General features: G+C 64.6%; 10 protein-coding genes. 7 read left to right on the top strand and 3 right to left on the bottom strand.

Annotated features, from left to right (window positions below; translation table 11 throughout):
• Window positions 1-7 precede the first annotated feature (7 nt).
• Window positions 8-2335: a hypothetical protein gene (locus IGS60_RS12745; protein WP_230504731.1), complete on the bottom strand. Its 2328-nt coding sequence runs from the start codon at window positions 2333-2335 to the stop codon at window positions 8-10.
• Window positions 2336-2635: 300 nt separating this feature from the next.
• On the opposite strand from IGS60_RS12745, the gene IGS60_RS12740 reads away from it, so the two are divergent.
• From IGS60_RS12740 to IGS60_RS12730, 3 genes are all read left to right on the top strand, one after another.
• Window positions 2636-2872, top strand: a complete 237-nt coding sequence (locus IGS60_RS12740; protein ID WP_070313469.1) for a hypothetical protein — start codon at window positions 2636-2638, stop codon at window positions 2870-2872.
• A gap of 188 nt (window positions 2873-3060) precedes the next feature.
• Window positions 3061-3759, top strand: coding sequence for a YXWGXW repeat-containing protein (locus tag IGS60_RS12735; RefSeq protein WP_230504729.1), 699 nt, complete (start codon window positions 3061-3063; stop codon window positions 3757-3759).
• Window positions 3760-3874: 115 nt separating this feature from the next.
• Window positions 3875-4903 carry a transporter gene (locus IGS60_RS12730; RefSeq protein ID WP_175444840.1) on the top strand — a complete coding sequence of 343 codons (1029 nt, stop codon included), beginning with the start codon at window positions 3875-3877 and terminating at the stop codon, window positions 4901-4903.
• A gap of 56 nt (window positions 4904-4959) precedes the next feature.
• On the opposite strand, the gene rnk is transcribed toward IGS60_RS12730, so the two are convergent.
• The gene (rnk, locus tag IGS60_RS12725) at window positions 4960-5367 is read right to left on the bottom strand and encodes a nucleoside diphosphate kinase regulator (RefSeq protein WP_162835757.1); all 408 of its coding nucleotides are present in this window, start codon (window positions 5365-5367) and stop codon (window positions 4960-4962) included.
• Window positions 5368-5551: 184 nt separating this feature from the next.
• Here rnk and IGS60_RS28340 point away from each other — a divergent pair, with 184 nt between their 5' ends.
• A complete protein-coding gene (locus IGS60_RS28340) occupies window positions 5552-5680 on the top strand; it encodes a hypothetical protein (protein WP_256267358.1) in 129 nt (42 codons plus the stop codon).
• A gap of 276 nt (window positions 5681-5956) precedes the next feature.
• On the top strand, window positions 5957-7849 hold the full coding sequence (locus IGS60_RS12720) for an EAL domain-containing protein (protein ID WP_230504727.1): 1893 nt from the start codon (window positions 5957-5959) through the stop codon (window positions 7847-7849).
• A gap of 127 nt (window positions 7850-7976) precedes the next feature.
• Here the strand turns inward: IGS60_RS12720 and IGS60_RS12715 are convergent, their stop codons facing one another.
• Window positions 7977-9653 (bottom strand): peptide chain release factor 3, encoded by a 1677-nt coding sequence (locus tag IGS60_RS12715; protein ID WP_070218005.1) that lies wholly within the window; start codon window positions 9651-9653, stop codon window positions 7977-7979.
• 174 nt (window positions 9654-9827) lie between these two features.
• Between IGS60_RS12715 and IGS60_RS12710 the strand changes: the two genes are divergently transcribed.
• Window positions 9828-11885, top strand: coding sequence for a methyl-accepting chemotaxis protein (locus IGS60_RS12710; RefSeq protein WP_230504725.1), 2058 nt, complete (start codon window positions 9828-9830; stop codon window positions 11883-11885).
• A 282-nt stretch (window positions 11886-12167) separates the two neighbouring features.
• Window positions 12168-12920, top strand: coding sequence for a Crp/Fnr family transcriptional regulator (locus IGS60_RS12705; protein ID WP_162995832.1), 753 nt, complete (start codon window positions 12168-12170; stop codon window positions 12918-12920).
• Window positions 12921-12937: the final 17 nt, after the last annotated feature.

The raw sequence follows: 12937 nt of genomic DNA, 5'->3' as shown, positions 1-12937 counted from the left end.
GCTTCCATCAAGGCTGCAGGGCGACACCGCAGGCGGCGCAGAATTTATCTTCCGGGTGACCCGCGCGCTGCGCATGGCCGTTCTTGCAGCGGGCCGGCGCCGATGCCGGCGCGGCGGAGGCCGCACCAGGCTGCAGCGCCTGCGCCACGGCCACGCCCAGCTGCGCCTGTGCCGACAGGCCGTGCGCGTGCGCCGCGTTCTGCAGGTTGATCAGGTCGAGCTGCTGGCGCCGTTCGCGTTCCGCCTGGCCTTCCAGGTAGCTGCGCTCCTGCGCCACGCTGTCCTGCGCCATGCGCAGCGCGTCCAGCGGCGCGACGCTGTTCTCGGCCGCCGCCAGCGCCGCCAGCGCGTGAATCTGCTCGGCGCTCATGCCGGCCTGCAGCTGCACCTTGAGCACTTGCGCCAGCGCGGCCGCGTTCTGCCCGGCGGCCATGGCCACCTTGCCCGTATCGCTCAGCGAACCGATTTTCTCGATGCGGTCGATATCGATGCGCGCCAGTTCGGCCGCATGCGCTTGCTGCGCCAGCAACGCCTCATATTCTCCCTTCCAGCGCGCGTAATCGCTTTCGCGCTGCTGCGTCATGGCCAGCAAGTCGCGCTGCCACTGCGCTTCCTGTTCCAGCTGGCGCAGCTGCTGGCGCTGTTCCTCGATGGCCAGCGCGTCGAGCTGCGCCAGCTGCGATTGCTGCTGCAGCTGGCGCGCGTGCACGCCGTCGGCCTCGATGGTGCGCAGCAGCTTTTCCTGCTGCGCGACGGCCTCCTCGCGCGCGCCGCCGCGCCGCAGCGCCGCCACCTTTTCCGCGATCTCCGCCGCCTGCACCTGGGCCGTTTCATCCTTGTGCGCCTCGGCGCGCAGCAGTTCGCGCTGGCGCGCCAGTTGCATCTGGTCTTCCCACTCCTGCACCCGCTCGGCCTCGCGCTTGCGCGCCGCGTTGGCCAGCATCAGGCCCTGCCAGGCGGCCTGGTGCTGCTCCGCCTCCAGCTGCGCCTCGCGCTGGGCCGCATCCGCTTCCGCCTGGCGCAGGCGCGCCAGCTGGGTGCGGCGGCCCGTCTCGTCGTCGATCAGCAGCGCGCTTTCCACTTGCTGCGCGATCGACTGCAAATGCACCTGATGCGTAAAGCGCTGCTGCGCCATCTGGATCTGTTCGCGTCCATGCAGCTGCGACAATTCCAGCTCGCTGCGCATCTTGATGGCGGCCAGCGCGCGCACATGTTCCCAGTTGGCCGCCTCATCGGCGCGCTGCGCGCCCTTTTGCGCCAGTTCCTGTTCCAGCTCGCCCAGCGCCAGCGCGGCGCCATGGTCGAGCGCCTGGCGCCGCGACTTCGCTTCCAGGATGCGGCCATACAGGTCGATCTGGCGTCCGCGCAGCGCTTGCAGGCGCTCCGCTTCCTGATGGCCCAGCTCCGCCTTTTCCAGCGTCGCGTCCTGCCGCAGTTCGGCGCGCCGGTGCGCGTGGCGCGCCGCCAGTTCCTCGCGGCGGATGCGCTGCCATTCTTCCTCGTCATACAGCTGGTCGAGCTGCTTCATGCGCTCCAGGCTGTGCTGTTCCAGTTCCTGCGCCGGCAAGCCGCCCAGCCACAGGGTGCCGATAGCGGCATCGCCGTTGCCGTCGCGTTTGTCGTGGCGCAAACTCAGCGTTTCCACGCGCGCCACGGCCAGGCCGGACGGCGCCAGGCGCTGCGTCAGGGCCGATTGCAGGCGTTCGTTCAATTCGGGCCGCAGGTCGGCATTCGCGTCCATCTCGCGCAGCGCGCGGCTGCCGATGAATTCCAGCGCAATCTGGCGCACGGACGGCAGCAGCAAGGCGTGCAGGTGGGCGCGCGTGACGGCGCCCGGCGCGCGCATGAACTGGCGCGCGAACGCATCGGGCTGGCCCAGCGCGATGTCCACGCGCAGCGAGGCGGCGATGTTCAGCAGTTCCGTGCTGGCCAGGGCGGGCAGGTCGAATTCCAGGCCCACGGCGTCGGCGCGCGCGATCAGCACTTCGACCGGGCGTGCCGGCAGCAGCGCGGGCAGGCGCGCAAAGAAGGCGGCGCTGTCGTAATCGCCGGCCGGTATCAAGGTGAAAGCGTCCGATTGCACGATCCAGGCGCGCGACTCGGTGGGCACCTGCAGGCGGCGTGCGGCGCTGCCAAACAGCGAGGACAATTCGCGCACGCCAAAGAACAGGGCCAGTTGCCCATCAGCAAGATGCCATTGATTGGCATGCAGCACCGCGTCGCTGTCGGGAGCGCCCAGCGACAAGCCGCATTGCGCGCAATAGCCGGCGGCAGCGCCGTTCTTGTGCTCGCAGCGCGGGCAGCGGGCGCCGCCAAAACCAAACAATTGGAACATGTGTGACTCCTGATGAGAATGATTGCGTGCGCGCTGGCTACCGTAGCGATTCTAGCAGGAGCGCCGGCGGCGCACGCTACACCGCGCAGTATCAAATAATGCCACGCGGCAAGTACATTCATATGCACGGATACAGGGCTAATTAGGCCTCAATTCAAGCGGTCGCCCGCGCAGGCATTTCAGCGCCGTTTTTTTGCAGGCCATCCCGCCAAAACCACGGCTGGTCGCATGCGCATGGCGGGCGGGCGCGCGCTTGGCTACAGTGCATGCATACCCACCCGCCACACGAAAGGAACGATCATGAAAGCCTTGAAAAACATGGAAGCCATCTTCACCGTCGCCGTCGCCATCGCCTGCGGTGCCAGCTATGCCAGCTTCACCAGGCCACAGGCGGCAGAAACCGGCAATACGGCGCAGGCCCGCGCCATCCCCGTCGTCGTCGTCAGCGCCAAGCGCCTGACGGAACAGGAAAAGAAAATTTCGCTGATCGAGGAACGCCAGGCCTTGCTGGGCAACACCACCGCCAGCGCCCTGTGAGTCACCGATGCTGCCCCCACGCCGCCTGGCGCCAGTTTGAACACGACCGCGCCAGGCCGCCATTTGTATCGGCCACGGATACACGGACACACAGCATTGTGTCAATTGTAATAAGTTGAATCAAAGGCGAAAAACCGCCGGCAAGCGCCTATAGTCCATTTCACGCAATCACCGAAATGGAGCACATCATGAAACCCATCACACTCTACGCAGCAGCCATGCTTGCCATCAGCGCCGCAGCCTTCCTGCCCGCGCAGGCCATGGCACAGACTCAGCTCGGCGTCAGCAATGTCGTCGGCAACGCCCCGCCTCCGCCACGGTTTGAAAGCGTGCCGGCACCGCGCGCCGGCTATGTCTGGGCGCCAGGCTACTGGAACTGGGATGGCCAGCGCCATGTGTGGAACGACGGAGAATGGCTGCGCGAACGCGGCGGCAACCAGTACCGCCGCGCTGCCTGGATACAAGAGAACAACCGCTGGCGCCTGGACCGTGGCGGCTGGGTCGCCGCACAGGTGCAGCCCGTGCGCTATGACGACATCCGCATCGCCCCGCCGCCGCCGCGCCGCGAAGCCATCCCGCGCGCCCGCCACGGCTACGCCTGGGTGCCCGGCCACTGGGAATGGCGCAGCCAGCGCTACGCCTGGACACCAGGCGTATGGATCGCCGAACGCCCCGGCTACGTGTATGCGCCGCCCGCCTGGAACCAGCGCGACGGCCGCTGGCAGATGGAGCAAGGCCGCTGGTCGCCACGCGGCCCGAACGGCGACCGCGACCACGACGGCATCCCCAACCGCTATGACCGCGACAACGGCAACCGCCACGACCGCGACGGCGACGGCGTTCCGAACCGCGACGACCGCCGTCCCGATAATCCCCATCGCAATTAATATGCAGCCGTAGTCCGGACAAGGCCACCCATTGCGGTGGCCTTGTCATTTTCCGGACACATCCGTGTATTAACATCGCGCGACGATCAATCACACTGCGCGAGAAAGATTCACGATGGCGATGGAAACTGCCGGTTTCACCTACGGCTCGGACACCTCGGGCCTGGTCTGGGGCTTCCTGTTTGGCCGCGAAGCGCAGCCGCTGGCGCTCGACTCGACGGCCGCGCTGGCCTGGCTGGCCGATGGCGCGGCGCGGCCGGCGCAGGAATTCGTCTGGCTGCATTTTAATTTGTCGCATGCGGCCAGCGAAAAATGGCTGATGACGCACACGCAGCTGGCCGACGAATTCTATGAAACCCTGCACCAGGGTTCGCGTTCCACGCGCATCGAGCAGGCGGAAAATACCCTGATCGCCGTGGTCAATGATGTGGTGCACAACTTCTCGTTCGAAGCATCCGACATTTCCACCATGTGGGCCAGCGTGGCGCAAAACCTCGTCATCACGGCGCGCCGCGCGCCGCTGCAGTCGATCGAACGGCTGCGCCAGGCCGTCATCAAGAACCACGAACCGATCCGCTCGTCGGTGGAACTGCTGATCCACCTGCTGCGCGACCAGGCCGACGTGCTGGTCAACATCGTGCGCGATGCCGTGGCGCGGGTCGACGATATCGAGGATCACTTGCTGGCCGGGCGCCTGGTGCCGAAACGCGAAGACCTGGGCGCCATGCGGCGCGTGCTGGTGCGGCTGCAGCGCCTGCTGGCGCCGGAACCGGCCGCCCTGTTCCGCCTGCTGCAGCGTCCGCCCGCATGGGTGTCGGAACTGGACAGCCTGGAATTGCGCCAATCGACGGAGGAATTTTCGGTGGTGCTCAGCGATATGTCCTCGCTACAGGAACGCATCAAGCTGCTGCAGGAAGAGATCGCCGCCAGCGTCAACGAGGAAAACAGCCGCAGCCTGTTCGTGCTGACCATCGTCACCGTGCTGGCCTTGCCGATCAATATCATCGCCGGCATGCTGGGCATGAATGTGGGGGGTATTCCGCTGGCCCAGCATCCGCAGGGTTTCTGGATCATCGTCGCCATCATCGTCACATTTACGGTCGTGGCGGGATGGCTGGTGGTGCGCGTGCAGCGAAACAGTTAATTTCCGTCCCGGCACGGCCTGGCAGGCGAACGGCAGGCGCCGTCCGCCGTCATTGCTTATCGGTGGTACTCGCCGGCCCGTTCAGGCTGATAGACGATTTCCTCGATCTTGACCTTCACCACGCCGCCCGGCATGGGCCAGGCGATGCTGTCGCCCACGGACAGGCCCAGCAGCGCGCTGCCGACGGGCGCCAGCACGGAAATGCGGTCGGCCTGGCCTTCCACATCCTTCGGATAGACGAGCGTGAGGCAGAATTCCTCCTTGTTTTCCACCGTGAAGCGCACGGTGGAATTCATCGTCACGACGGTCGGGGGAATCTCTTGCGGTTCGAGCACCTCGGCGCGGCCCAGCTCATCGAGCAAGGCGGCCTTGTCCGGCGATAAGTTATTACCCAAGGCATACAACAACGCTTCCAGTCGTTCCAGGTCTTGTGACGACAAAATAATTTTTGGTTTTTTTTCCAAGATATCCTCACTATTGATCATTAGGGCGGCGTCCGGTTTTGCTGGCGGCGACTTGCTTGGCCGCGGCAGACAAAACAAACAGCATCAGAACGTCCATCATCAGCGGATTATGGACGAACTCGCGAAGCAAGGCCATAGCGTTCGCGCATTCTTCATTAAAATTTATTAAAATCAATGACTTGCAATGGCCGATACAGTCAAAAAGTTAATCCGTGCCGGAATGGCCGGGCACATTGAAGTTATTCTTGGCGGTATTTTGTTTACCTTCAGCATGTTTTTAGAGAAAAAAACCGGCAGGCAAAAAAAGGATTAAACTTCAGTATGTATTATTATTAGAAAGACACGCCCGCCTTTTCCGCCTGTCTTGTCGCCTTGTCTGCCGCCAGCGGTGCCCGGCATGGATACTAAATTGCCGCACGCCCTGTACTTTCACGCTGCAAAATGACAATATGTCGGCCTTAGCAACACTTAGCAACACGTTGAGAGTTCCGGCTCACTTCGGTTTTCTTCAGACTGGAACGTAAAGTATGGCAGGGCGAGGCGCGATCACACGGGGCGGCGGCAAGCGGGGCCGGCAGGAGGAAGCGTCATGATGACGCCATTGATACTGCCGTCCGTGCAATTACGCGGCGACCGGATAGCCCGGCTGAACTTGCTGGCCGCGGCGGCCATGCTGGCCATGGCCAGCCTGCTGCTGATCCTCTTCCAGTTGTTTTCCCTCCAGGCATCCCTCCAGCGCAGCCTGCAGATCCAGGCCGACATGCTGGCGCCCGCCACCACCGAGGCCATGCGCCAGGACAATCGCCTGGCGGCGCAACAACTGCTCGCTCCCCTCGCCGCCGCCCCGCATATCCGGCAAGCCCTGCTCTACAGTCCCTATGGCGCGCCGTTTGCCCGCTATGCGCGCAGCAGCGTCGATACCGTGCCCGCGGCGCCGCGCAACGGCGTGCACCTCGATTACCTGGACGGCAGCGCCGCCATCCTCAAGACCTTGCCCGGCGGCGGCGCCCTGTACCTGCGCGCCAGCCTGGCGCCGCTGTACGCCAGCCTGGCACAATTTGCCGCCTTCACCCTGCTAGTCTGCCTGTGCGCATTCGGCCTGACGTTCCTGATGGTGCGCCGCACGCGCACCGCCGCCCAGCATGCGGAAAGCCACTTGCACTACCTGGCCCACGTCGACTCCGTTACGCAGCTGCCGAACCGCCATGAATTCAACGACGCGCTGGCCTACGCGCTGGCGCGCGCCGACCGCCAGGACAGCAGCGTGGGCCTGCTGCTGCTGGATCTGGACAACTTCAAGATCGTCAACGATACGCTGGGCCACCACTGCGGCGACCAGTTGCTCAAGCTCGTCGCCGAGCGCCTCGTGGCCATCCTGCGCGGCACCGACATCATCTGCCGCATCGGCGGCGACGAATTCGTCGTCATCGTCGAACCGGCCGACGACGCCTCGGAAATGGCCAGCGTGGCGAGCAAGATCCTCGCCGTGCTGGCCGAACCGTTCGACCTCGAAGGCCACCAGTTGTATGTCAGCGCCAGCATCGGCGTGAGCCTGTACCCGTTCGACGCGCAGGACGTGGCCACCCTGACGCGCAATGCCGATACGGCCATGTACCACGCCAAGCACCAGGGCAAGAACCGCTACGCCGTGTTCAAGGCCGAAATGGAATTGCGCGCCCAGCGCCGCCTGCGCATGGAAGCGAACCTGCGCCGCGCGCTGCAAAATGAGGAACTGTATCTGCACTACCAGCCGCAGATCGACTTGCGCAGCGGGCGCATCGTCGGCGTGGAAGCGCTGGTACGCTGGAACTGCCGCGAGATGGGCCAGCTGAGCCCTGCCGAATTCATCCCCGTGGCAGAGGAAAGCGGCATCATCGTCGATCTGGGACGCTGGGTGCTGCAAAGCGCCTGCCGCCAGGCCGCCGTCTGGTGCAAGGCGGGGCTGCTCGACTCGCTCGAGCACGTGGCCGTCAACCTGTCGGCCTGTCAGGCGCGCGACCCGGGCCTGATGGACGACATCCGCGCCATCCTGCACGAAACGCAGCTGCCGCATGGCTTGCTGGAGCTGGAAATCACGGAAGGGGTCTTGATGGACAACGTCCACGCCAACGTGGAACTGATGCGGCGCCTGCAGGAGACGGGCATCCACCTGTCGATCGACGATTTCGGCACCGGCTATTCGTCGATGTCCTACCTGAAGCGCCTGCCGATCGACCAGCTGAAGATCGACCGCAGCTTCGTGCACGACCTGCCCGGCGAGGGCGAAGCCATCGTCACGGCCATCATCGCCATGGCGCACAGCCTGCACCTGAAAGTGGTGGCCGAAGGGGTGGAGACCTTGCAGCAGGTGGAATTTTTAAGAACAGCGGGCTGCGACAACGTGCAGGGCTACTTCTTTGCGCGACCGATGACGGCGGCGCAGCTGACGGCATTGCTGCTGGAGCGGCGCGACTGGAGCACGCGGACGATTTTGCCGGCTTGAGTTGCTGCTAACGATGGTGTCGGATTACGCGCGGCGTTGCCGTGCTAATCCGACCTACGCCATGCACAGGCAGGTCGGTGTAGGTCGGGTTAGCGCGAAGCGCGTAACCCGACACCACTATGCTACATCAGGCCAATTTCGCTGAATGCTCGCGCGTCGCGTGGAATGTCAATTTCGGCCAGCGCTCTTCCGTCAGACGCAGGTTGACGCCCGACGTGGCCAGGTAGGCCATGTTGCCGGCCGCATCGTAGGCCACGTTGTGGCCCAGCGCGTTTTCGAAATCCTGCAGAACGCGCTTGTCGTCGCAGCTGACCCAGCGCGCGCTGCTGATGCTGGTGCCTTCGAAGACGGCATCGACGCCATATTCGTTGAGCAGGCGGCTGGCCACCACTTCGAACTGCAGCACGCCGACGGCGCCCAGTACCAGTTCGCCGCCCTGCACCGGCTTGAAGACCTGCACCGCGCCCTCTTCGCCCAGCTGCTGCAAGCCCTTGTGCAACTGCTTGATCTTCAGCGGATTACGGATGCGCACGGAACGGAAGAAGTCCGGCGCGAAGTACGGGATGCCGGTAAAGGTCAGCATCTCGCCTTCGGAAAAACTGTCGCCGATCTGCATGTTGCCGTGGTTCGGCAAGCCGATGATGTCGCCCGCGTACGCCTCTTCCACCTGTTCGCGCGAGGAGGCCATGAAGGTCACCACGTTCGACACCTTGATCTCGCGCCCCAGGCGCAAGTGCTTGACCTTCATGCCGCGCTCGAAACGTCCCGAACACACGCGCAGGAAGGCGATGCGGTCGCGGTGCGCCGGGTCCATGTTCGCCTGGATCTTGAAGACGAAACCGGTGAATGGCTGCTCGGTCGGATCGACGGAACGCACGGTCGCGTCGCGCGGGCGCGGCGCCGGTGCCCAGTCGACCAGCGCGGAAAGAATCTCGCGCACGCCGAAGTTGTTGATGGCCGAACCGAAGAACACGGGCGTCTGCACGCCGGAGAGGAATTCCTCCAGGTTGAACGGGTTCGACGCGCCGTGCACCAATTCGACTTCCATGCGCAACTGGTCCATCTCCAGCGGGAACATCTCCTGCAGGCGCGGGTTGTCGATGCCCTTGATGATTTCGAAGGCGCCGTCGGCCTTCTCTTCACCGGCCTTGAACAGCATGATCTCGTCGTTCAGCAGGTGGTACACGCCGCGGAAGTTCTTGCCCATGCCGATAGGCCAGGTGACGGGCGCGCACTGGATCTTCAGCACCGATTCGAGTTCGTCGAGCAGGTCCAGCGGATCGCGCGTCTCGCGGTCCATCTTGTTCATGAAAGTGACGATGGGCGTATTGCGCATGCGGCAGACGGCCAGCAGCTTGATCGTCTGCGCTTCCACGCCCTTGGCCGCATCGATCACCATCAGCGCCGAGTCAACTGCCGTCAGCACGCGGTAGGTATCTTCCGAGAAGTCCTGGTGGCCCGGGGTGTCGAGCAGGTTGACGACGTGGTCGCGGAATTCGAACTGCATCACCGAGGAGGCGACGGAAATGCCGCGCTGCTTCTCGATCTCCATCCAGTCCGACGTCGCGTGGCGGCCCGACTTGCGGGCCTTGACGGTACCGGCCATCTGGATCGCGCCCGAGAACAGCAGCAGTTTTTCCGTCAAGGTGGTTTTACCCGCATCCGGGTGGGAAATGATGCCGAAGGTGCGGCGGCGCTGCACTTCGCGCGCGATCACGGCCGGCGCCTTGCTGCTCGCCGGCGCTGCGGCGTTATCCGCATTGTCGCTGGAATCGGGGGTAGTGATGTCGTTCTCGTTGGCCATATTGGTGACCATAATATGGCCCTCGCAAAAAACCCTCGATTTTACAGAAGGATCGGCCTTCCGTGTGAACTGCTTCACTGTAGAGAAAAGCAAAATCGCCCGCTTCATCAAGGGGTCACAATCCGCAGGCAACATTGCACTGCAGAAATGTTGTCACCCTACCCTGGAAACCCGATGAAAATCCTTCTCACCCCCGCCATCCGACTCATGCAGCGCTTGCGTCTGCTGCCCAAATTCATGCTTGTCTGCCTGGTCTTCCTGCTGCCGCTGGCGCTGGCGACCACCCTGCTGATCTCGGAGCTGGGCAAGTCGCTGGCCCAGGCGCAGGATGCGCAGCGGGGCGTGACCTATGTGCGCCAGTTGCAGGAAGGCACGCGCCTGCTGCAGCAGCGGCGCGGCCTCGAGCACTTGCGCCTGAGCGGCAAGGCGGGCATGGATAACACGGCCCTTAACGCGCGCATCACGGCGTCTCTGTCGGCCCTGGCGCGTTTGCCGGCCGGCGCGGGCCTGCCCCAGGCGGCCGAACTGACGAAACAGTGGCAAGCCCTGCTGGGCCGCCAGGCCGGCCTGGCGGCGCGCGACAGCTACGCGGCGCACACGGCGCTGCTGCGCCAGGCGGCCAAACTGGGCCAGCTGGTGGCCGACCGTTCGCACCTGAGCCTGGACCCGGACGCGGGCGCCAACCATCTGAGCGCCGTCTTCACCGCCACCCTGCCCGACCTGGCCGAAAGCCTGTCGGACATCGGCGGGCGCGGCGCCGCCTACATCGACACGGGCCTGTTCGAGGCGAACGAAGATCAGCTCGTCAACGCCAACGCCCTGATCGCGCGCCACGAACTGGAACGCCTGCCCTCCCGTTTCGACGAGATCCTTGCCGCCAGGCCGGAACTGCGCGCCAGCCTGCAGCCGGCCCTGAAAGCCGTGCCGGCCGCGCTGGCCTTCCTCGAACGCACGAAAAATGAAGTGACGAATTCCTACGACCAGACGTCGGGCGCGCAATTCCACGCGGCCGGCATGCAGGCGATCGACGCCCTGCACGCGCTCTCCGGCGCCTCCGCCACCGCGCTGGACAGCCTGCTGGCGCAGCGCATCGCCCGCGACGAGGCGCGCCGCGCCCTGATCTTGGCAGCCATGCTGCTGGTGCTGCTGGCCGCCGCCTACCTGTGCGCAGGCTTTTATACCGCGTTCGCCCGCGACGTGACGCAATTGCGCGTGGCCGTCGGCGCGGCGGCGGCGGGCGACCTGTCGCAGCGCATCAACTCGCAGGCGCACGACGAGATCGGCGACCTGGTGCGCGACTTCGGCGCCATGACGCACGGCCTGGCCGCCCTGGTGCAGGAAATCCGCGGCGGCGCGGCCGTCATCGCGGCGGCCGGCGCCGATATCGCCCAGGGCAACGCCGCCCTGTCTGGCCATACGGCCACGCAAGCGGACGCGCTGGGCGCCACCGTGGACTCGATGCGCGAACTGACGGCCACCGTGGGCCGCAACGAAGCCCACGTAGGACAGGGACGCACGCTGGTGGCGACGGCGGCCGACGTGGCCCTGCGCGGCGGACAGACCGTCGGCGCCGTGGTCGAGACCATGGCCTCGATCAAGGCCAGTTCGCACAAGATCGTCGACATCATCAGCGTCATCAACGGCATCGCGTTCCAGACGAATATCCTGGCCCTGAACGCGGCCGTGGAAGCGGCACGCGCGGGCGAACAAGGGCGCGGCTTTGCCGTGGTGGCCTCCGAGGTGCGCAGCCTGGCGCAGCGCTCGAACGAGGCGGCGCTGGAAATCAAGCGCCTGATCGGCGATTCCGTCGCCACCGTGGATGCGGGCGGCGACCTGGTCAATGCAGCCGGCAGCACCATGCGCCAGGTCGTCGATGCCGTGCAGCAGGTGGCCGTGGTGATCGGGCGCATCAGCAGCGCCGGCGCCGAGCAGAATGGCGAGATTACCCGCATCAACCAGGCGTTGGCGCAGATCGACGACATGACGCGCCAGAACGCGGGTCTGGTCGACGAGGCGCGCGCCGGTTCGCAGCGCCTGCACCAGGAAGGCGAAGCGCTGACGCAGGCCGTCAGCCGCTTCCGCCTGGGCGAACACGAGGCGCCAAACGCGCGCCAGGCGCCCGCCGCGACCGTGCGCGACGGCTTGCCCAGCGTGCGTCCGGCCGGCCTGTGGAGCGCCAACAAACCGCGCGTCATATCACAAAATCGCGCAGAACGGCGCAAGGCTAGCTAGTCAAAAGTGTGCACGTAGGACAAGGACTACAATTTCGCCTCAAAAGAGACTACAAAGTGGCGACTGCTAATCTTATGTTCGCCACTTACATAAGCTCTTAAAGTAGCTACATCGCGATCTGCACCGCGCGGTCGAACAAAACGCCGTTATCACATGAGCACGGCAGCTTCTTTGACCAGCAACGCGGCAGTCGCACTCCGATGTAAAAAGCCTGTGAGGAATACTATGAACCAAACTCAACTTAGCACCCCGGTCCAGAAGAACCAGTTGCTGCCGCGCGCCATGCCGGCGGCCGGACGGGAAATCAAGCTTGCGTCGCGGGTTAGCCTCAGCAGTGCCCAACAGAATGAATTGCTGGCCGCCCTGCCGCGCGCCGCGCTCGAATCGCTGTTCGAAGACCTGGAACTGGTTGAACTGCCGTTCGGCAAGGAATTGTATGCCTATGGTAACAACCTGGAATACAGCTACTTCCCCACCACCGCCATCATTTCGCTGCTGTATGTCATGGAAGACGGCGCCACGACGGAAATCGCCGTGGTCGGCCATGAAGGCGTGGCCGGTGCCTCGCTGCTGGCAGGCGAGCGCGCCATGTGCACGGCCGTCGTGCAAAGCGCCGGCTACGGCTACCGCCTGAAAACGCAAAGCCTGCGCGACGCCTTCAATCAAGGTGGCGCCCTGCCCCAGCTGCTGATGCGCTACACCAACGCCCTGTTTGCGCAGATGGCGCAGAACGCCGTCGGTGGCCGCCACAGCTCGATCGAGCAAAAGCTGTGCCGCTGGCTGCTGGACCGCCTGGACCGTTCGCCATCGAATGAATTGAAAGTGACGCAAGAGCTGATCTCGATCATGCTGGGCGTGCGCCGCGAAAGCATCACGGCCGCCGCCGGCAAGCTGCAGGAAGAAGGCTTGATCCACTATCGCCGCGGCAATATCACGGTGCTGGACCGCGCCGGCCTGGAATGCTATGCGGGCGAGTGCTACAAGGTCGCCAAGACGGAATACGACCGCTTGCTGCGCGACGTTTCACGCTGCTGATCGGGCAAGATAGTTAG

It is taken from the genome of Janthinobacterium sp. FW305-128, assembly GCF_020858135.1.
Taxonomy (GTDB): Bacteria; Pseudomonadota; Gammaproteobacteria; order Burkholderiales; family Burkholderiaceae_D; genus Janthinobacterium.
This window is presented reverse-complemented; position numbering and strand designations above follow the sequence as displayed.

What these genes read in the sequence shown, in the direction of transcription:
- IGS60_RS12710 (WP_230504725.1), top strand. Translation starts at nt 9,828, where the DNA reads ATGAAAATCCTTCTCACCCCCGCCATCCGACTCATGCAGCGCTTGCGT.
- IGS60_RS12715 (WP_070218005.1), bottom strand. Translation starts at nt 9,653, where the DNA reads ATGGCCAACGAGAACGACATCACTACCCCCGATTCCAGCGACAATGCG.
- IGS60_RS12740 (WP_070313469.1), top strand. Translation starts at nt 2,636, where the DNA reads ATGAAAGCCTTGAAAAACATGGAAGCCATCTTCACCGTCGCCGTCGCC.
- IGS60_RS12730 (WP_175444840.1), top strand. Translation starts at nt 3,875, where the DNA reads ATGGCGATGGAAACTGCCGGTTTCACCTACGGCTCGGACACCTCGGGC.
- IGS60_RS28340 (WP_256267358.1), top strand. Translation starts at nt 5,552, where the DNA reads ATGGCCGATACAGTCAAAAAGTTAATCCGTGCCGGAATGGCCGGGCAC.
- IGS60_RS12735 (WP_230504729.1), top strand. Translation starts at nt 3,061, where the DNA reads ATGAAACCCATCACACTCTACGCAGCAGCCATGCTTGCCATCAGCGCC.
- IGS60_RS12745 (WP_230504731.1), bottom strand. Translation starts at nt 2,335, where the DNA reads ATGTTCCAATTGTTTGGTTTTGGCGGCGCCCGCTGCCCGCGCTGCGAG.
- IGS60_RS12705 (WP_162995832.1), top strand. Translation starts at nt 12,168, where the DNA reads ATGCCGGCGGCCGGACGGGAAATCAAGCTTGCGTCGCGGGTTAGCCTC.
- IGS60_RS12720 (WP_230504727.1), top strand. Translation starts at nt 5,957, where the DNA reads ATGATGACGCCATTGATACTGCCGTCCGTGCAATTACGCGGCGACCGG.